This window comes from Psychrobacter sp. FME5 (genome assembly GCF_014861375.1).
GTDB lineage: Bacteria > Pseudomonadota > Gammaproteobacteria > Pseudomonadales > Moraxellaceae > Psychrobacter.
In genome coordinates this window covers 1-19832 of sequence record NZ_RRYX01000054.1, presented here as the reverse complement: position 1 = coordinate 19832, position 19832 = coordinate 1, and the positions used below count along the sequence as shown (strand labels likewise).

Annotated in this window: 17 protein-coding genes; 7 read left to right on the top strand and 10 right to left on the bottom strand. The window is 43.8% G+C overall.

Features of this window, described 5'->3' with window-relative positions:
• The 3 genes from EI161_RS08600 to EI161_RS08590 all read left to right on the top strand — a co-directional run.
• A partial coding sequence (locus tag EI161_RS08600) for an IS30 family transposase (RefSeq protein WP_192529433.1) occupies positions 1-279 on the top strand: 279 nt, incomplete at its 5' end.
• Between the two features lie 421 nt (positions 280-700).
• A complete protein-coding gene (locus EI161_RS08595; RefSeq protein WP_192529432.1) occupies positions 701-1702 on the top strand; it encodes an LLM class flavin-dependent oxidoreductase in 1002 nt (333 codons plus the stop codon).
• Positions 1703-1750: 48 nt separating this feature from the next.
• Positions 1751-1903, top strand: coding sequence for a hypothetical protein (locus EI161_RS08590; RefSeq protein ID WP_192529431.1), 153 nt, complete (start codon positions 1751-1753; stop codon positions 1901-1903).
• 145 nt (positions 1904-2048) lie between these two features.
• Here the strand turns inward: EI161_RS08590 and EI161_RS08585 are convergent, their stop codons facing one another.
• The 5 genes from EI161_RS08585 to ispF all read right to left on the bottom strand — a co-directional run bounded on the left by EI161_RS08585 (position 2049) and on the right by ispF (position 7138).
• Complete coding sequence (locus EI161_RS08585; protein ID WP_192529430.1) at positions 2049-3008, bottom strand: AEC family transporter; 960 nt, start codon at positions 3006-3008, stop codon at positions 2049-2051.
• 276 nt (positions 3009-3284) lie between these two features.
• Positions 3285-5180 (bottom strand): tRNA uridine-5-carboxymethylaminomethyl(34) synthesis enzyme MnmG, encoded by a 1896-nt coding sequence (mnmG, locus tag EI161_RS08580; protein ID WP_192529429.1) that lies wholly within the window; start codon positions 5178-5180, stop codon positions 3285-3287.
• Positions 5181-5442: 262 nt separating this feature from the next.
• Positions 5443-5973: a hypothetical protein gene (locus tag EI161_RS08575; protein ID WP_192529428.1), complete on the bottom strand. Its 531-nt coding sequence runs from the start codon at positions 5971-5973 to the stop codon at positions 5443-5445.
• A 172-nt stretch (positions 5974-6145) separates the two neighbouring features.
• Positions 6146-6496, bottom strand: coding sequence for a Grx4 family monothiol glutaredoxin (gene grxD, locus EI161_RS08570; RefSeq protein ID WP_192523185.1), 351 nt, complete (start codon positions 6494-6496; stop codon positions 6146-6148).
• Positions 6497-6637: 141 nt separating this feature from the next.
• Complete coding sequence (ispF, locus tag EI161_RS08565) at positions 6638-7138, bottom strand: 2-C-methyl-D-erythritol 2,4-cyclodiphosphate synthase (RefSeq protein WP_192529427.1); 501 nt, start codon at positions 7136-7138, stop codon at positions 6638-6640.
• Positions 7139-7412: 274 nt separating this feature from the next.
• Here ispF and mnmA point away from each other — a divergent pair, with 274 nt between their 5' ends.
• Positions 7413-8630, top strand: coding sequence for a tRNA 2-thiouridine(34) synthase MnmA (mnmA, locus tag EI161_RS08560; RefSeq protein WP_413038498.1), 1218 nt, complete (start codon positions 7413-7415; stop codon positions 8628-8630).
• An 88-nt stretch (positions 8631-8718) separates the two neighbouring features.
• Positions 8719-10110 (top strand): adenylosuccinate lyase, encoded by a 1392-nt coding sequence (gene purB, locus EI161_RS08555; protein ID WP_192529425.1) that lies wholly within the window; start codon positions 8719-8721, stop codon positions 10108-10110.
• Positions 10111-10252: 142 nt separating this feature from the next.
• On the opposite strand, the gene EI161_RS08550 is transcribed toward purB, so the two are convergent.
• On the bottom strand, positions 10253-10447 hold the full coding sequence (locus tag EI161_RS08550; protein ID WP_192529424.1) for an NF038104 family lipoprotein: 195 nt from the start codon (positions 10445-10447) through the stop codon (positions 10253-10255).
• 141 nt (positions 10448-10588) lie between these two features.
• Between EI161_RS08550 and EI161_RS08545 the strand changes: the two genes are divergently transcribed.
• The gene (locus EI161_RS08545) at positions 10589-11764 is read left to right on the top strand and encodes a cupin domain-containing protein (protein ID WP_192529423.1); all 1176 of its coding nucleotides are present in this window, start codon (positions 10589-10591) and stop codon (positions 11762-11764) included.
• A 125-nt stretch (positions 11765-11889) separates the two neighbouring features.
• On the opposite strand, the gene guaD is transcribed toward EI161_RS08545, so the two are convergent.
• The 4 genes from guaD to EI161_RS08525 form a co-directional block, all read right to left on the bottom strand.
• On the bottom strand, positions 11890-13332 hold the full coding sequence (gene guaD, locus EI161_RS08540; RefSeq protein ID WP_192524592.1) for a guanine deaminase: 1443 nt from the start codon (positions 13330-13332) through the stop codon (positions 11890-11892).
• Positions 13333-13543: 211 nt separating this feature from the next.
• The gene (locus tag EI161_RS08535; RefSeq protein WP_318779321.1) at positions 13544-14617 is read right to left on the bottom strand and encodes an XdhC family protein; all 1074 of its coding nucleotides are present in this window, start codon (positions 14615-14617) and stop codon (positions 13544-13546) included.
• Positions 14610-17180, bottom strand: coding sequence for a xanthine dehydrogenase molybdopterin binding subunit (gene xdhB / locus EI161_RS08530; protein WP_192524593.1), 2571 nt, complete (start codon positions 17178-17180; stop codon positions 14610-14612). The genes EI161_RS08535 and xdhB overlap by 8 nt, the downstream gene beginning before the upstream one ends.
• Positions 17181-17247: 67 nt before the next feature.
• Positions 17248-18876 carry a xanthine dehydrogenase small subunit gene (locus tag EI161_RS08525; protein WP_192524594.1) on the bottom strand — a complete coding sequence of 543 codons (1629 nt, stop codon included), beginning with the start codon at positions 18874-18876 and terminating at the stop codon, positions 17248-17250.
• Between the two features lie 621 nt (positions 18877-19497).
• Between EI161_RS08525 and EI161_RS08520 the strand changes: the two genes are divergently transcribed.
• Positions 19498-19832 (top strand): IS1 family transposase (locus EI161_RS08520; protein ID WP_192529115.1); only part of this gene is annotated, 335 nt, incomplete at its 3' end.

The window sequence follows — 19832 nt, the reverse complement described above, 5'->3', positions numbered from 1 at the left end:
AAGACCATTACCTCTGACAATGGTAAAGAGTTTGCTCAGCATAAGAAGGTGAAACAAAAGCTCTTTAGCGCTTTCTTCTTTGCCGATGCTTATGCGTCATGGCAGCGAGGAACCAACGAGAATACCAATGGCTTGATCAGAGAGTTCTTGCCTAAGGGTTGTGACTTTAGACAAGTCTCTGATAATGAGATACAGGACATTGAGAATAAACTAAACAACAGACCAAGAAAACGCTTAGGGTTTAAAACGCCTATGCAGGCGTTCTATAATATTAATTAGCGTTGCACTTGGTGTGTTAATCTAAGATTTCTTTAATCATGCCTTTAAGTTGATTTCTTGCTGAAATATTCATTTATATACCTTTTATATGAATTTTTTTTAAACACATGAGCTTTAGTAAACTATCCGAAGTTGATAGTACTAACCCACCATCAAATGGTACTTACTATACCAATAGTTCTTAAGTTCTGTCAAAACAGCATAAAGGATGATATTTGTTATCGGTATGAATATTGACCTTTATATATGGATTAATCGCCCCATTATATAGGATGTTAAGCATTCAGTATTTGCACCTTTATAAACAACTTAATCATAAAAAGGCAAGCTAATACTTTTATAACAATACGACTTTTTAAAAAACTTATAACAAAATAATAATGCCTATATCCATGCGGCATTATAAAAAAACAGGTGATCTATGAATAATACAATCCCATTATCTTTTTTAGACTTAGCACCCGTTCCTGAGGGTAAAACCATCGCTGAAGGTATCGCCCAAACGGTTGAGACAGCGCAGCAAGCAGAAAAATTTGGCTTGAACCGCTATTGGATGGCCGAGCACCACAATATGCCAGGTATCGCTAGTGCAGCGACTTCAGTATTATTGTCACACATCGGTAGTCAAACCAAACGCATACGTATCGGTGCAGGCGGTGTGATGCTGCCCAATCATGCGCCGCTGGTCATTGCTGAGCAATTTGGTACGTTGCATGCGTTATATGGTGATCGTGTCGATTTAGGTTTGGGCCGTGCGCCTGGTACTGATGGCGCTACCTTTCAGGCATTACGTCGGCAAATGAAAGATGCTGAGCGTTTCCCGCAAGACGTACAAGAGCTAATGTACTTTTTAGGTGATGGTACTGACAATAGTCCTGTACAAGCCTTCCCTGGAGCCAAGTCAAACATTCCTATTTGGATATTAGGCTCGTCTTTATTTGGGGCAACGCTTGCCGCTCACTTAGGCCTACCTTATGTATTTGCCTCGCACTTTGCCCCGCAAATGCTCGCTCAAGCGATTAGTACCTATCGTGAGCAGTTCAAACCGTCAGCTTATCTAGATAAGCCTTATGTCATGCTGGCCGCAAACTTACTGCTTGCTGACGATGACGCAACTGCCAATTATCACTTTACCTCAGCTCAGCAAAGCTTTGTACGTCTGCGTCGCGGCGAAACGGGTCAAATGCCTAAGCCAACCCATGATATGGATAACATCTGGAGCCCCGCTGAGAAGATGATGGTAGATAGTGCCTTATCGGTATCGTTCATCGGTTCTGTAGAAACTGTCAAACCAAAACTTGCTGAGTTTCTTGCCCAGTATCAACCAGATGAGCTAATCGTCACTGCCAACGTTTACGATCAGGCAGCACGCCTGCGTTCACTTGAACTTACACCAGAGCTAAATTTATTTACTTTACAATAGTCTATAAGGGTTGCATAATTATTGATAAACCCTAATGGGATTAAGGTCATGGAACCCTCTGTCTTTATTGGCTCATCAATATTTTTATACATCGTGGCATTTATTGCGGTTTTGGTTGTTGGTGGTTATCTTACTTACCGTATCAGCCCAAAGCGTAAGCAGCGTCGAAAAGAAAAGCGCAATAGAGACAACCTAGATTAGCGACCACGATAAAACCTTGATTGGTTTGTTCATCTCCAATATTAAAAACAACAATACTAAAGGCCCTCTTTTCTTATCAGAGAAGAGGGCCTTCTTGTCTGTATCAGACAGTATATTTACTCACAAACCATAATACTACTGACGATCACATGAATCCGAGCACTCGTAGTATCGCCGCGCCAATCGCCATTCCAAACAGTCCCACTACTGTCGTAAACGCTAAAATATTGGCCGCTAGTACATCATTGCCGCCCATCGCTTTTGCCATCACATAACTGGCTGCGGCAGCTGGCGAAGCAACCATCAAAAAGAGCACACCCATATGCACGCCTGATAAACCAAAGCTCAATCCAACGGCAATGGCTACTATGGGAGCAATGACAATACGTCCGATACTGGCTTGCATAGACAGCCCAGACGGGTGCAACATCGACTTTAAATCGATGCTCGCTCCAGCGCAAATTAGTGCCAGCGGTAATGCTACTGCTGCTAATAAATCACCAGTAGTGTGGATAACTCCAGTAATAGGCGGTAGCGGCAACGCTTTATAAGCAAAAGCCGCCACCAAGGCAATTATCAATGGGTTGGTAAAAAGCTTTTTAATAATCATTGTGCTACGACTGACCCACGTGTCGTCTGCACTTTTGGACACACGACTGAGGGTAATGACCGCTAGGATATTAAACAGTATCGTCACCACGCCCATGTATACAGCACCAATACTTAAGCCTGCCTCGCCATAAGCGTTGGCAACCGTTGCTAGCCCAATAATGGCCATATTGCTACGGAAGATACCTTGTACGAATACCCCTTGGTCAGCAGGTTTACTAATGAAATACTTGGCATAAATTTCTGACCCAATAAATAAAATAAAGGTCACAAGAATACCTGCCATGATCAGGGTGACTTGCTTAGCATAATCAACGTCGCTATCGACCACGCTAAAAAATAGCAAACAGGGCAAACAGTAATTAAAAACAAAACTTGAGGCTTGATCGATAAAAGCTTGGCTCGCTTCACCGCGCCGTTGCATAAAAAAACCCAACCCCATCAAAAAAAGGTTGGGCAATACGATGGTCATAGCAAAAATAATAGCAGCGATCATAAGTAAGCTCAGGTTAGCGGTGTATCCAAAGCTATATTGTTAAAGAAGTAAAAAAACAATGGCTAGCAGTTGGTTAAAAAATCAGTAAGTTTGGACAATGAAAGACTGTTTCATTATAGGGTATAGTCGGCTTACTTTAAAAACGATACCGTGCTATTGACTATAAAAAAGCCCGTAACACTTGTTATTACGGGCTTTTTTAGCACTTTATTTTGTTTTCGACTTTCCTCAGCTACAGATAAATTAAGCAGCCATAATTAGAAAGTTACAGTTAGGTTAAGAATGTAGAGCCGCTTTTATCTTCTTCTGTTTTTTGACTGTCATCGCTAATAATTGAACGGCGGCTGGGGTCACACCACTTACACGCCCAGCTTGAGCTAATGTCGCAGGACGTATTTGCGTGAGTTTTTGTACAATCTCGTTCGATAGTCCTGATACGATACTATAATCAAAATCCAGCGGCAGTGCCGTATTTTCTAGACGCTTCATCTGATCAATTTCTTCTTGCTGGCGATCAATATAACCTGCGTACTTGACTGAGATTTCTATCTGCTCACCCACTTGCGCGTCAACTTGTGAATCAGTAATAGCAGCGATATCATTAAAATGTATCTGCGGACGCTTAAGCAAATCATAGGCATTCGCTTCTTTTGACAACACCTCTCCTGTTTGCTCAGTCACTTGCACTCCTAGCGCATTAGTAGGCGTGGCCCACATATCTTTGAGACGCGAGGATTCTGTGGCAATGGCTTCCATCTTTTCCTGATAGGCTTGCCAACGCACGTCATCAACCAAACCGAGCTTACGCCCCGTTTCAGTCAAGCGTTGATCGGCATTGTCTTCACGCAACAGCAAACGATATTCTGCGCGACTGGTAAACATGCGATACGGTTCAGTAGTACCATGGGTGATCAAGTCATCAACCAACACGCCAAGGTAGGCCTCATCACGGCGCGGCGTCCACGTTTCAAACTCACTATTCTCACGCGTGACCAATGCCGCATTGCTACCCGCTAATAAACCTTGCACACCCGCTTCTTCATAGCCAGTCGTCCCATTGATTTGACCGGCAAAATACAAGCGGTCAATCGATTTGGTTTCAAGCGTTGGTTTTAAATTTTGTGGATCGAAGTAATCGTACTCAATGGCATAGCCTGGACGGGTAATATGCGCATTTTCAAGCCCTTTCATACTATGAATAAACTCTAACTGCACATCGAACGGCAAGCTGGTCGAAATACCATTTGGATATAGCTCATGCGTGGTTAAACCTTCTGGTTCGATAAATATCTGATGGCTGTCTTTGTCAGCAAACCGGTGGATTTTATCTTCAATAGACGGACAATAACGCGGGCCAACGCCTTCTATTTTGCCAGAAAACATTGGTGAGCGTTCTAAGTTTTCGCGAATAATGTCGTGAGTACGGGCATTGGTATGGGTGATATAGCAATTGACTTGCTCTGGATGCATACCCACGTTACCCATATAGCTCATCACTGGTAGCGGCGTGTCACCCGGCTGTACTGTCATGGCGCTAAAATCAACGCTGCGCGCATCGATACGAGCCGGCGTACCTGTTTTTAGACGTCCAACGGGTAGCTTTAGCTCACGCAAACGGTCGGCAAGCCTGATAGAAGGCTGATCTCCTGCGCGTCCACCTTTTGAGTTCTCAAGACCAATATGAATGACCCCGCCTAAGAATGTCCCTGAGGTCAGCACCACAGTTTGAGTATTAAAAATAATCCCAGTCGAAGTTACCACTGCAGTCGCACGGCCATTTTCTACCAAAATATCATCAGCCGCTTGCTGAAATATATCCAGATTGGGCTGATTCTCTAGCGTATGACGTATAGCAGCTTTGTACAAAATACGATCTGCCTGTGCACGCGTGGCTCGTACCGCCGCCCCTTTACGGCTATTTAACACACGGAACTGAATACCAGCTTTATCCGTCGCTAATGCCATCGCCCCACCAAGCGCATCAATCTCACGTACCAGATGCGACTTACCGATACCGCCAATTGCGGGATTACAGCTCATCTGCCCAAGTGTCTCGATATTATGGGTCAATAGCAAGGTCTGCGCGCCCATACGTGCGGCTGCTAAAGCAGCTTCTGTACCGGCATGACCGCCACCGATCACTACCACGTCGTAATTTTTTGGGTATTGCATGTATGCCTCACTTGACTCATAACGCTGCTTTTACCAACATGCTATTGTCACCCATAACGCTATGGTGAAGTAGTATGGCAAACGGCAAATAAACGTCAGTCGGATTTTAAAAAGAAATAACGACTCAAATAAGCCGTTAGTCATTGGTTAGATAACGCATAATTATAACAATCTTTTGCTATTTAAAAAACGTTATACTAAAAACTATTCAGATGATCGTTAAAAATATCGTATAAGACATCGTTCGAACTTAAAATAGTATTTAGTTGCCGGGACTCAGCGGTACAATACGATCTGCCTGTCCACTTCCCAACATATGATGGCTGCCGTAGCCTTCTGGATTAATCTGCAAATAGGCATTCATCTGACCAATTGCATCGCCATCATCACTGGCTAAAATCTGCTCTTTAATCATATCCACTGGCGGCAGTGGCAAGTTTTTTAGTAGTGCTAAACGCTGCGTATTGTCGCCTTTATTAACCACCAGCTCGATCAGTTGACGCGCATCAATCGGCAAGTCTGGCGTATTCTGCGCCAATAGCGCCAAATGATACGCACCAGCAGCATCTTGATCTGCGATGATACGTTGCTCAATAGCAATATAAGTCGCTTCCGTTGCACCGCCTACCACACTAAGTTGATGAACACATTTGAGTGCAGAGTTCGGCTCATTACCAGCGATATCGATGATACGTGTGGATTCAGCTTTTAAGCGCTCACGACGTTTTTCGATAGCCGCTTGCTCGGCAATTTCCGCTTCATTGGCTTGTGACTCTATGGATTGATTATTCATAATACTCTCTAATTATTAATATTTTGATAATACTTAATCTTGAGCCATATATGGGGGCTAAACTCACAAAAACAATAAAAGCCCGAGCGACCAGTAACGGTCTTACTCGGGCTTTTATAGATAAAGCGCATTAGCTTAATAATAAAAAAAAGCTTAAATAAGTCTTTTTAGATTAAGCGGCAGGGCTATTTGCTTCGACCAAAGGCTTTAGCTCGCCTGATTGATACATTTGTAAAATGATGTCTGAACCGCCCATCAATTCACCGTCAATCCATAACTGTGGGAACGTTGGCCAGTTACCGACCTTTGGTAAAGTGGCGCGAATTTCTGGATTTTCTAAGATATTAACAAAGGCAAAAGGACGTCCAATTTGAGTAAGGACTTCAATTGATTTGGCAGAAAAACCACATTGTGGGAACTGCGGCGTGCCTTTCATATAAAGAATCACTTTATTGTCTTTAATTTGATCGCGAATCAGCTGTTCAACATCGTTTGCAGCAGTGTTTGGGGTTTGCTCGCTCATAAAAGCTCCTATTGAAAATAGCGGTTCGTTAAAATATAGTTGTTTATACTATAAAATAATTGGGGAAATGCTTGGCTGATACATGGGGCAATAGCTTGTATATTACAAGTATGGTTTGTATATTGATTCAGCCAATAGCGGTTAAACGTCAACCACATTAGGCACTAATAATACCACGGCATTGGCCATGATGCCCTCTTGCCGACCAGTAAAGCCCAGTTTTTCAGTGGTAGTGGCTTTTACACTAATGTTACTCACATCGGTTTGCAAGTCACTGGCAATATTATTGCGCATGGCTTGGTTGTGTGGTGCAAGTTTTGGGCGCTCGCACATGACGGTGATATCGGCATTACCGAGCATATACCCTGCTTCTTGTACCTTACCATAGACGTAGCATAGTAATACTCGCGAATCGAGCCCAGCATGTGCGGCATCGGTATCAGGAAAGTGCTGACCAATATCACCAAACGCCAACGCCCCAAGCAATGCATCAGCAAGCGCGTGTAATACTACATCGCCATCGGAGTGCGCTAGCAGACTGTGGCTGTGCTCGATAGGCACGCCCGCCAATATCACGTATTGCTGCTGCTCACCCGTATTATGAAACGCATGAACATCGATACCTTGACCAATTTTTATCATTATTATTCCAAGTAAATAAATGGCGATTGAAATAGTTCAAAACCATTATCTGAATTTTTAAAGTGATTTTACTCACCGTAAGATGCCATAGCTCGCCACCAGTTTCAATTAACTGATATAATAGGACGCTTATTTTATCATAATACCCAATCCAAAAATAAATCAACACTGTCGCCTATTTGCTAAAATCAGCATTTCTAGCCATTGTATTAGTCTTCAGTGCCATCATAAATCTTGGACAAAGTATAAATAGTTGAGCCGCTCTATGTCAGTCATGCCAAACACCTCAAGCATACCAGTTTCTGATTCTTTTGACACCCATCGTCCTTTGACCCTTGCCGATATTGATAATCCTAGCGCAAAGCATGTGATTGTCGGTATGTCAGGTGGGGTCGACTCTTCTGTGTCTGCTGTTTTACTTCAACAAGCAGGCTTCAAGGTCGAAGGTCTGTTTATGAAGAATTGGGAAGAAGACGACGGCACTGAATACTGTACGGCGATGGAAGACCTCGCGGATGCACAAGCGGTCTGCGATAAAATCGGTATGACCCTGCATACGGCCAACTTTGCGATGGAGTATTGGGATCGGGTCTTTGAGCATTTCTTAGCCGAATACAAAGCGGGACGTACGCCCAATCCAGATATTTTATGCAATAAAGAAATCAAGTTTAAAGCATTTTTAGATTATGCGCTAACGCTAGGTGCTGATTATATCGCCACTGGTCACTATACCCGCCGCAGTGTTAACTATTCAAATGCTAATGGCGAAACAGTGGCACAGCTATTGCGTGGCCTCGATAACAATAAAGATCAAAGCTATTTCTTACATGCTGTTGGCGGCGACAAACTTGCCAAGACTCTGTTTCCAGTCGGTGAGCTTGAGAAACCAGTGGTTCGTCAAATTGCTGAAGAGCATGACTTAATTACCGCTAATAAAAAAGATTCAACCGGTATTTGCTTTATTGGTGAGCGCCGCTTTAAGGACTTCTTACAGCAGTACTTGCCAGCGCAAAAAGGCGATATCGTCACTGACGATGGCTTCACTATCGGTACTCACGATGGTCTAATGTACTACACCTTAGGTCAGCGCGGCGGTATCGGTATTGGCGGTGTCAAAGATCGCCCTGAAGAGCCATGGTTTGTACTCGCAAAAGACTTAGATAATAACCGTCTAATCGTCGGTCAAGGTCACGAACATCCAATGATGCTGAGCAATGAGCTGCAAGCTTATAAGCTTGATTGGGTCGATGGTGTGCCGCCTGCGGATATATTTAGCTCAGATGGCTTACGCTGTATGGAAAAATCTCGCTATCGCCAGCCTGATCAGGCTTGTACCGTATTTGCTAGCAATGAAGACGGCTCTGAGGTACGAGTGGCTTTTGATGAACCACAGCGTGCGGTCACTCCCGGTCAATCAGCGGTATTTTATATTGGCGAGGTTTGTTTAGGCGGCGGCGTGATTGCGTCTATTGATGCGCCTTGTGGGTTTTAGTACTATTACCTATTTTTAAAAACTGTTCTATTTTTTATTTTCTTTCACTTCTGAATGTCTTTTCGTTCTTATTATTTAAGGTATTACTATGAATCTCCTCACCGCCCTCTCCCCGATTGATGGTCGTTACGCCTCTAAAGCCGACAGCTTACGCCCTTATTTATCTGAATTTGGTCTGATTAAAGCTCGCGTCACCGTTGAGATTCGCTGGTTGCAGTCTTTGGCGGATAACAATGCTATTGGTGAATTGGCAGCGTTTGATGAAGATACTAATAGCTTTTTAAACAGTATCGTTGATAGCTTTAGCGAAGATGATGCCCAAGCAATTAAAGATATTGAAGCGACGACCAACCATGATGTGAAAGCGGTTGAGTACTTTATTAAAGACCGCTTTCGTGGTAATCAGCAGTTAGAGAATAGCCTAGAGTTTATTCATTTTGCTTGTACCAGTGAAGATATTAACAACTTATCTTATGCGCTGATGCTAAAAGACAGCCGCGAAATTGTCGTTGCTAAAATGCAGCAAGTAACCGATAGCATCGTTGATTTAGCAATTGCCCATGCCAACCAACCCATGCTGTCACGCACACATGGTCAGACGGCAAGTCCGACGACCCTTGGTAAAGAGATGGCAAACGTCGCTTATCGCCTAGCTCGCCAAATTAAGCAAATCGGTCAAGTAGAGCTATTGGGTAAAATCAATGGCGCGGTCGGTAACTATAACGCTCATTTTTCAGCGTATCCTGATGTCGATTGGCAGACCCATGCTGAGCAATTTATTAACCAGCGTTTAGCGCTAACTTTTAATCCCTACACCACGCAGATTGAGCCACATGACTATATCGCTGAGCTATTTGATGCGGTCAAACGTTTCAATACTATCTTAATCGATTTTAACCGTGATATTTGGCAATATATTAGCTTAGGCTATTTTAAACAGCGCCTAAAAGATGGTGAAGTGGGCTCTTCTACCATGCCGCATAAAGTCAACCCAATTGATTTTGAAAACTCAGAAGGTAACTTAGGTGTGGCCAATGCCATGCTTGCGCATTTGGGCGAAAAGCTACCGATTTCACGTATGCAGCGTGATTTATCAGACTCTACTGTTCTTCGTAATATCGGTGTTGGTCTGGCACAAAGTATGATTGCTTATGATGCTTGCTTAAAAGGTGTCGGTAAGCTTGAGTTAAATGCTCAGCGTTTAAATGATGATTTAGATAATGCACAAGAAGTATTGGCTGAGCCGATTCAAACCGTGATGCGCCGCTACCGTGTCGAAAACCCATACGAGAAGCTTAAAGCCTTGACCCGTGGTAATGCCATGACTCGCGAAGCCATGCTGACATTCGTTGAAAGTGATGAATTGTCTGCTGTCAGCGATGCTGATAAAGCGCGCCTACGCGAGATGACACCTGCAACTTATACGGGTAATGCAGCTGAACAAGCGCGTACGATTAAAGACTGGATTGCTAAGATTTAATGAATAATGCGTTGGTTTTAGCAGCTTAAAAGCCTAGAAAAAGGCTAAGCAGTTATAATTGACTGCTTAGCCTTTAGTAAAAAACAACCTTACTTTAAATGCTATGACTTATCTTAAAAACTCATAGTTAACGAGTAAGGTTTTATTTTTTATCCTTTTTATCATCATCGTCATCACTATCGCCTGGTATGATGGCTTTACCAACCGCAGCCGTACCTTTGACCACGCCTTTGGTAGTTTTATAAACGACTTTAGCAGGTACGGTAACGATTTTATGCACACAAGCCTGTAGCATAAACACACTAGCGATGATGACGATAAACTGTAATTTTTTCATAAATATCCTACAAGTGATTGGATGATAATCATCATTTAAGCGATAGTCATCAGATAGGTGATAATAATAAACTAATAAACGCCTCCTATAAAGCTATCCTTACTATTAATCTCATGCCCATATAAAGATACGGATTTATTAATGAGTACTATACCCCTTTGTTTGCCCGACTCCATTACTCCAGAGCAGTTTTTAACAGAATACTGGCAAAAAAAGCCGCTACTTATTAAGCAAGGCTTACCACAGTTAATTGATATGTTTGAGCCAGACGATATGCTTGGTTTAGCGCTAGAAGAAGATGCCTCAGCGCGTCTGCTTACCCAAGCCAGCATTAAACAAGCAGATACACCGCAATGGCAGCTTAAAAAAAGCCCACTAACTGAAACAGATTTTGATAACTTGCCTGAGCAATGGACGGTATTGGTACAGAACTTAGAACAATGGTCACCTGAGCTTGGGCAATTGTGGCAAGCCTTTGACTTTATACCACAGTGGCAACGTGACGATATTATGGTTTCCTATGCACCAAAAGGCGGCTCGGTTGGTAAGCACTATGACGATTACGATGTTTTTTTAGCGCAAGGTTATGGTCAGCGCCGTTGGCAACTGGGCAATTTTTGCGATAAAGATACTGAGTTTGTCGCTGATGAGCCTATTCGGCTTTTCAATGATATGGGCGAGATTGTCTTTGATGAGATATTAGAAGCGGGTGATGTTCTTTATGTGCCACCGAAGTTGTCACATTTTGGTGTCGCCCAAGATGACTGCCTAACCTTCTCTTTTGGCTGTCGTCGTCCGAACTTGATGCAAGTCATCGACAATATGGCGGATATCGCTACCAACGATAGCGATTTATTTGTTCCTATGTTATTGCCTCAAGCGCTACAAGCATCAGGTGAATTACAAGCTGACAGTATCGAGGCGATCAAAGCTCAGCTATTACACATGCTCCAGTCTGAGCGTGGTGACGATATTATTCGTCAGGCAGTCGCTGAAGTGGTCAGCAAACGTCAATATGATGCGCTGATGCCAGAAGAAACGCTGGATACCGATGAGCTGATGCAAGCTTTGACTGAGGGCGCAACGCTACAAGCAGATTATAGTAATCGTCTTTTATACAGTCAGACGGATGATGGCATCGTGCTATACGCCAATGGTCAGCGACTTGATGGTCTTGATGACTCAGCGATAGCGGCGCTAGTACGTCTAGCAAATGGCGAGCGTTTACAAGGTCAAGATGTTACTGCTATTGACCCAGACGACTTAAGCGAATGGCTAGAAAACGGTTGGGTATGGCTTGATGATTCTCAGGAGTAATAGATACTAAATTAGAAAAAGCGCTCCGCATTTATAGTATTAAGACTTAAAAATCCTAATAAATGAACGCGGCGCGCTTTCAAAATCTCCGTTTGATTCATAGTTAAGCTATGAATCAACACCTCTTATACAGCAGTCGCTTTTTTATAACGGCTTACGCCAGCGATAATGGTTTCTTCAATGACCCTATCGTCACCGAGCATCATCAGCACAAATAACTGCTCGGCAAGTGACTTAGTCTGTGTCATGCGGCGCTCCATTAAATCAGTACCACCCATATCTATCACCACAAAATCCGCTTCTTTATTAGGCATAAAATTACCAATTTTGTCATCTAATAATAGCGACTGGGCATTGCCTAAGGTAATTTGGTACAACCCTTGATGTGCTGATAACGGATTGCTTTGTAACTGCTGAACTTTATAAGCTTCTGATAAAGTCGTTAACATTGACAGACTGGTCCCTGCACCTACATCAGTGGCAATACTGACACCGGTATAGCTCAGCGTTTTGGACAAATCAAACAAACCACTACCTAAAAATAAATTGGACGTTGGGCAATGGGCTATTTGGGTGCCAGTATCACGCAGCACTTCATACTCTGCTGTTTCAAGGTAGATACCGTGTGCTAAAGTCGTGCGCCGACCCAATAACCCCAAATCGTGATAAACGTCGAGATAGCCTTTATGGTTGGGATAAAGCTCACGTACAAAAGCCACTTCATCGAGATTTTCAGCCAGATGCGTTTGCAGATACACACTATCATAGCTGCGATAGAGCTCACCTGTCATTTGCAATTGTTTTGGCGTCGAAGTAATGGCAAATCTTGGCGTAATCGCCACATGCTGACGGCCACGTTCGTGCCATTTATCGATGATATTTTGTGTATCGCGGATACCTTGCTCTGTTGGCACACACAAATGCTCAGGCGCATTGTGATCCATCAATACATTACCAGTAATCATACGAGTATTTAGACGTTCGCTTTCAGTAAAAAAGGCTTCAACCGATTCAGGATGGCTGGTTGAAAATACCAAGGCACTGGTGGTACCGTTGGCAAGCAGCTGGTTTAAAAAAAACTTTGAAGTATCGTGCGCCACTTTTGGATCACCAAAGTTAGCTTCGGTGACAAAAGTATAGTTATTGAGCCAATCAAGCAATTGCTCACCAAACGCTGCAATCATATCTATCTGCGGATAATGTACATGGGTGTCAATAAAGCCTGGCATGATAAGCTTATCTTGGTAATCATGAATCTTTACCGGCGCTTTGCCTTCTTGGGCACTACTACTAGCATATTCTGCCATGATGGCTTTTTTACTGCCGTAATCTACCACACAACCCGTTGCATCATCGACCACCAGCGCAGCATCGGCAATATATTCAGGGTAAACTTTCACGCCTGCGATAACAGGTAACAAGGTGACGTTTTTATCTACCACCGTAAGGTCTGGGCGCTCAGTATTTGTTAAATCAGCCGCATCCGAAGTGGCGCGCTGCATTCTGTTAGCAAGATTTTCTTCGGTCAAATAGTGCAGCAATTGCGCCTGATAAATATGTATGGTCATAATAAAATCTCACAATAAGTAATAAGTATTTGCGTCAAAGTTAATAAATATCGTCGACCCACCATAGTGCGAACACAAAGCTACTGAGTGCAGCCCATATATCATTATGGCTAACCCAAGCTAATAACAGTGTGATTTATAATGGTGGACAGACTTATAAATAATTAGAAATCTATCGGTTAGGGTTTATATCAGTGATGGTTAATTCTAGTTATAAATGATTATAAAGCTGCAAAACTTGCGCGGCGATGGAGATTGCAACCGCCATCGGCTCTTTACCACCAACATCAAGACCAATGGGCATAGTTAGTTTATCGACGATTTGTTCGTTATAGCCACGTTGCAGCAATCGATCTCTAAAACGTTTGGCTTTGGTTGCCGAGCTGATACAGCCAAGGTACGCTGTCGACGGTAACGAATTTTCATCGATGCTGATAGTATTATCAGAGTTTGGTATTGCATTATCAAATTCTGTATCAAATTCTGTACCAATCTCTGAATCGACTTTTATATAAGCATCCAGCGTGGCACGTACCAACTCAAAATCAAGACTATGATCATGGGTCATAACCAATACAAAGTGTTGAGTGCCTTTTCTTGCTGAGGTACCTTTCATGCTATTCGCAATAAACGGTTGGACAAAATCAACCGGATCTTCGTCAATATGCGGGCGAATATGCGGCGGTAATTGATAAGCAACTTGCCCATCTACCGCCGCAGAATCATCAGTCAGATAACGCTCAAACATCTCAGGCCGGCTATCCACCCAGTCCACTTGGCAAGGCAGCTCAGCGAGTATGGTCATCAAGGCAGCTGCGACATGCCCTGCCCCAAACACTAACAGCGACATGGGCGGCGTCACATTAAAACATTCAAACATGACGGTCACACTGCCACCGCAGCATTGGGCTAATGTAGCACCCAATGGATAATGCTTGGCATAGACGGCATCGCGGCGTACTTCATGCGCTTTTTTAGACTTACCTTCTTTTAATGGCTTAAAGCCTCTGGATTCATTTGGATCTAGCTCACCATTCAGCAACTGCCTAGCAGTTATCGTCACATCATGCTCCAAACTGCCACCACCCAAGGTGTCACAGCAAGCATCAAGCGTCACAATCATTTTAGATTGTAGCGCCCGAGGTGCTGAGCCATTCACTGCAACGACCGTCGCCAAAACGTGAGCAATACCGCGCTGCTGATACTGCGCCAGTCCGTCATACCAGCGCGTCGGTGGCAGCGATGATGATGGCGATGATACTTGTCGCGCTGCTGAATTATTCACTGTGCGCAGGTCCACGAGCCGTTGATACATTGGGATTTTCTATCGCCTCAGGCTGCTCATCGACCAATTGACCATCAGCCTCTGGCGGATTGACATCTTCACCATGCGGGACTTGCTGCGGCAGCACGCGATCATCATCAATCCCGCAATCGTCATCAGCTGGCGTTAAGCTATCGACAGTGTCCTCCTCTGATTGAGAAGCAATCTCCCATGATTGATCTTGCAGTCGCATCACTGCCTTTAGTACCGCTTCTGGCGTAGCAGGCATGCTCAGCTCTGGGTTTTTCTTATAATCACCTAAGCTGGCAATCGCATTATTAATCGCACACCAGACACTGGCCGCTAGCATGAATGGTGGCTCTCCAACGGCCTTGGAGTTATAAATGGTCTGCTCTTCATTTTTGCGATCAAACAGTTTGACGCTCCATTGCTTCGGTAAATCATGGGCCGTTGGAATTTTATAATTTGCCGCCGCATTAGACGCCAATTTGCCTTTTTTATCCCAGATTAATTCTTCAGCGGTGAGCCAGCCCATGCCTTGGACAAAGGCACCTTCAATCTGACCGATATCAATAGCCGGGTTAATCGACTGGCCGACATCGTGTAAGATATCGCAGCGCAGCACTTTATACTCTCCTGTTAAGGTGTCAATTTCAACCTCAGAACAAGCGGCACCTAGCGCAAAGTAGAAGAATGGACGACCCCACGCTTTTGAGCGGTCATAAAATATCTTTGGCGTTTTATAATAACCAGTAGAAGATAAGCTAATACGATGTTGATAAGCCAGTAGCACAAATTCAGCAAAGGTGAATGTTTCTTTATTGCCGACGTGGACATGGTTATTCTCAAACCTAATATCTTCTGCAGCTACTTCAAAGTGCTCAGCGGCAAACTCAATTAAACGGTTTTTGATAGTGATACAAGCATTTTGCGCCGCTTTACCATTCATATCCGTACCCGATGAAGCAGCCGTCGGTGACGTGTTCGGCACTTTATCCGTGCGTGTTGCAGTTGCTTTGACGGTATCTGAATCGACATCAAATTCATTGGCGACGATTTGGACGATTTTGATATACAGCCCTTGCCCCATTTCGGTACCACCGTGATTGACCTGAATCGTACCATCGGTATAGATCAGCACTAAGGCTCCCGCTTGATTCAGCGTTTGCACGGTAAATGAAATCCCAAATTTCACAGGGGTTAGAGCCAGACCCAAACGCTTATCACTGCCTTCGGCTTCAGCCTTTTGGTTGGCTTCTGTAATCTGCTGACGGCGCTTATCATACTCATTGTCATCGGCTAGCGTCTGCATAATAGTAGCCAAATCAAAATGCTCAATCGGCTGACCATAATGGGTGCTTTGACCGTTTTTATATAGATTCGCTAAACGCACTTGCAAAGGATCTTTACCCAGCGTATAAGCGATATGATCCATCATATATTCGGCAGTCAATAAACCTTGTGGGCCCCCAAAACCTCGATAAGCGGTGTTCGATACCGTATGGGTCTTACAGCGATGACCTGCTACTTGTGCCGCTGGATAATAGTAAGCGTTATCACAGTGGAACATCGCCCGATCGACAATGGCATCGGACAAATCTGGTGAATAACCACATAGTCCTGATAGCTGCATATCGACGCCTAGCACTTGACCTTCATCATTGACACCGACATCATATCGATTGGCAAATTCATGGCGTTTACCAGTGACCACCATGTCATCCTGACGATCTAAACGCATGCTTACTGGGACATTATGGCGTTTGGCAACGACACCGCACAGACACGCCCAAGCGGCAGCTTGTGTCTCTTTACCACCAAAGCCGCCACCCATTCTACGCACGATTGTTGTGACTGCGTGAAAAGGCAGATCCACCACTTCGGCAACCAGTTGCTGCACTTCACTCGGATGCTGCGATGAGGTATAAACTTCCAGACCGCCATCATCACAAGGCACGACATAGGATACCTGTCCTTCAAGATAAAAATGCTCTTGGCCGAGCATATGTATATGGCCTGAGATGCGCGTCGGTGCCGATTTTAACTCAGCTTGCGCATCGCCGCGCTCCATAAAGTGGCTGGGACGCACAAATTGCTCTTGCTCAAGTGCTTGATCAATAGTCAATATTGCTGGTAATGGTTCATATTCTACAATAGCGTTAAGCGTGGCTTTTTTGGCTGCACGATGACTGGTGGCGACGACGGCAAATAAAGTTTGTCCAGCGTATTCTGTGATCTCATCTACCATCAACGGGTCACCATCGAATACTGGACCGATATCGGTTTTGGCTGGCAAATCTTTAAAAGTAATAACGTCGATTACCCCATCTGCTGCCCTTACCGCATTCAAGTCCATGCTCAATACTCTGGCATGAGCGTGATCGCTTTTGCCTATGGCTAAATGTAACGTATCTTGTGGTTTTAGCATATCATCTACATAGGTCGCGGTGCCCATCACATGGCTGATAGCGCTGTCATGCTTGACTGCGGTACCGATTTTATTTTTGGGTGGACGAATGCGGCGAGTACTGTAGCTGTCAAATAATGAAGAATGATGACTCATAATGGCTCTCTCTTATATTTTTTTAGCAAAGGTAATTTAGGGTAACTTAAGATATTAATGTTATCTATCAAGCACTTGCAGGTTGCATGCCTGCTACCAATTGCTTACCACATTTAATAATTAGCCGCTGCATCACATGCATTCGATATTCACGACTGGCTCTTACATCCGTCATTGGCGACACATCCATCGACAGCATTTGTGCGGCTGTCTCAAAGCTGGCAACATCCACGGACTGTCCAATTAAAGCTTGCTGACAACTCTCAGCCAATAAAGGTATCGCCGCCATACCGCCAAGCCCAAGATTTGCTTGCTCAATGGTCTTACCATCTGCTGACAAATCGATTCTCGCAGCCAACAAGCAGGCAGAAATATCATCTTCGTAACGCTTACTAATCTTATGGATATATAGATGCTGATTGTCTTGCATCAGTGGAATATGTATGTCGACTACATAGCTTCCTGCACGCAGCTTGGTCTTTTTATAATCTAGGAAAAATGCGGATAAAGAAATGGTTTCGTCAGTGTAAGAAGCCTGACTATGATTATTGTCATTGCTATCACTAGCACAATGACGCAAATAAACCTGCGCATCTAATGCCAATAAAATAGGCGGCAAATCTCCAATCGGTGAGGCATTGGCAATATTTCCACCGATAGTACCCATATTGCGAATTTGCGGAGAGGCAATACGCTCGAATATCGCAGCAAACTCAGGAAAGTACTGCTCAAGCACAGGCAGCATTTGCTGATAGCTCATGCCAGCGCCCAGCACTAACGATTGGGTTGGTACTTGCTCAGTCTTTTTATCGCCATCTGTTGGCTCATCAGAACCAGTCAGTGACCAAGACTTAAGCTCCTCGATAGCAGACAGCTGAACAATCACCTCATGGTCAACCATATGTTGAGTCACGCTTAACCCTAAGTCTGTTCCGCCGGCCCAAATAGTCGCTGTCGGGTTGGCTGCTAGGACTTGATTTAGCGCATCGATTGACGTCGGCATAAATAGCTTGCGCGACTCTTGAGTAAGGACAGGCTTGATAGCACTTAGTTTCGTTGAGGCAGTATTTTTGCTACTAGCCATTGCATCCGTGGCTAGATTGATGGTGAAATCTTTAGCGGCGGTTTGGTCAGCATCGCGCTGCTGACCAATACCTTCCATCGCCAAACCTGCGTCGATGATAGGACGATAACCCGTACAACGGCATAGATTCCCTGAGATGGAGGCAACAATGTCATCGTAGTCTAGGTCATCAGTGGTCGTGTCTTGGTTTTTTTGCAAGCGCTGGTTTTCATAAACGCTGGCCAACGACATGACAAAACCCGGCGTACAAAAACCGCACTGCGAGCCATGGCAATCGACCATTGCTTGCTGTGCTGGATGTAATAAAGCACGCTCTGGGTGATGTTCAGGATTATCCGCCAGATAAGCGGCGGTCATAAGATGATGACCATCCATGAGTGACAATAAAGTAATGCAAGAGTTTAGGGTATAAAAAGGAGTGGCACTAGCCTGTTCTATATCATCAATAGGTAGTCGCTGAGCCATAACCGTACAGGCGCCGCAGTCACCACTAGCACAGCCTTCTTTGGTATCAGTCTGTCGTTCGTGCAAGCGCAGATACTCAAGAACCGTGGTATTAGGGTTAAGGTGGGTCAGCTCATGGAGCTTCCCGTTTAGATAAAAATTAATCATAGCAATACTCGGCTGTCTGGATAAAAGGAAGATAAAAAAGTAAACTTTTATCTTTAATCGAATAATAATATAGTAACAATCAATATCTCAAAGGTCGGCCGCATACAACGACACTGCCCTAAAGTAGTATTCAATTATTATAGTAATAAAATTTATACGATGACGATCATCATACCTACATCAATACTGATAGTTATACAGTTATTGAATAAGCTGACTGCCTTTCAGACTTCTGACTTGCTCAGGCTTAATCTTTATTGGGGATGGAGCTTCAGTATCTGTACGAGAGGCCTAAACGTCTCGTAGTAGCTACGAAGATTGAAATAAAACGTCCATTTAATTTGGCTTTTAGCCAATCAATATTCCGTATTTTAAGCAACCGGTCACTACTTCTCCTTTGAAGCTGACTTTTTGGTTAACTTTAAATATATTATCATTATACTTATTGACTTCACAACTCATAAAACCATATTTTTAATAATAAACATTAAACCAGTTAAAAATACCGTCAACTTTATAAGTTTTTTGACCTTATAATAGATTTACTTGGTGGTGTGTCAGAAAGTATGCTGAAGAAATAAAGGAGGGTGACAGCCAAAGCAAGATGATATATTTGAGGTTATGAAGACACAAATAGATATCAGCTGCCCCGACTGTCACAGTCCCAGTTTAAAGAAAAACGGCATAAAAAGCTATGGCAAGCAGAACTACCAATGCAAGGACTGCAAACGTCAATTCATTGGTGACCATGCCTTAACTTATAAGGGCTGTCACTCTAAAATAGAAGACATCATACGGCTAATGACGGTGAGAGGTTGCGGTGTTAGAGACATAGCTATTATAGCCTCAGTCAGTATCGGTAAAGTATTGGGCACCATAGGCTCATCTGTTTATAAGATCGCGCCTAAGAAGCGCTACTATGAACGCTTAGAGGTTGATGAGTTCTGGACTTACGT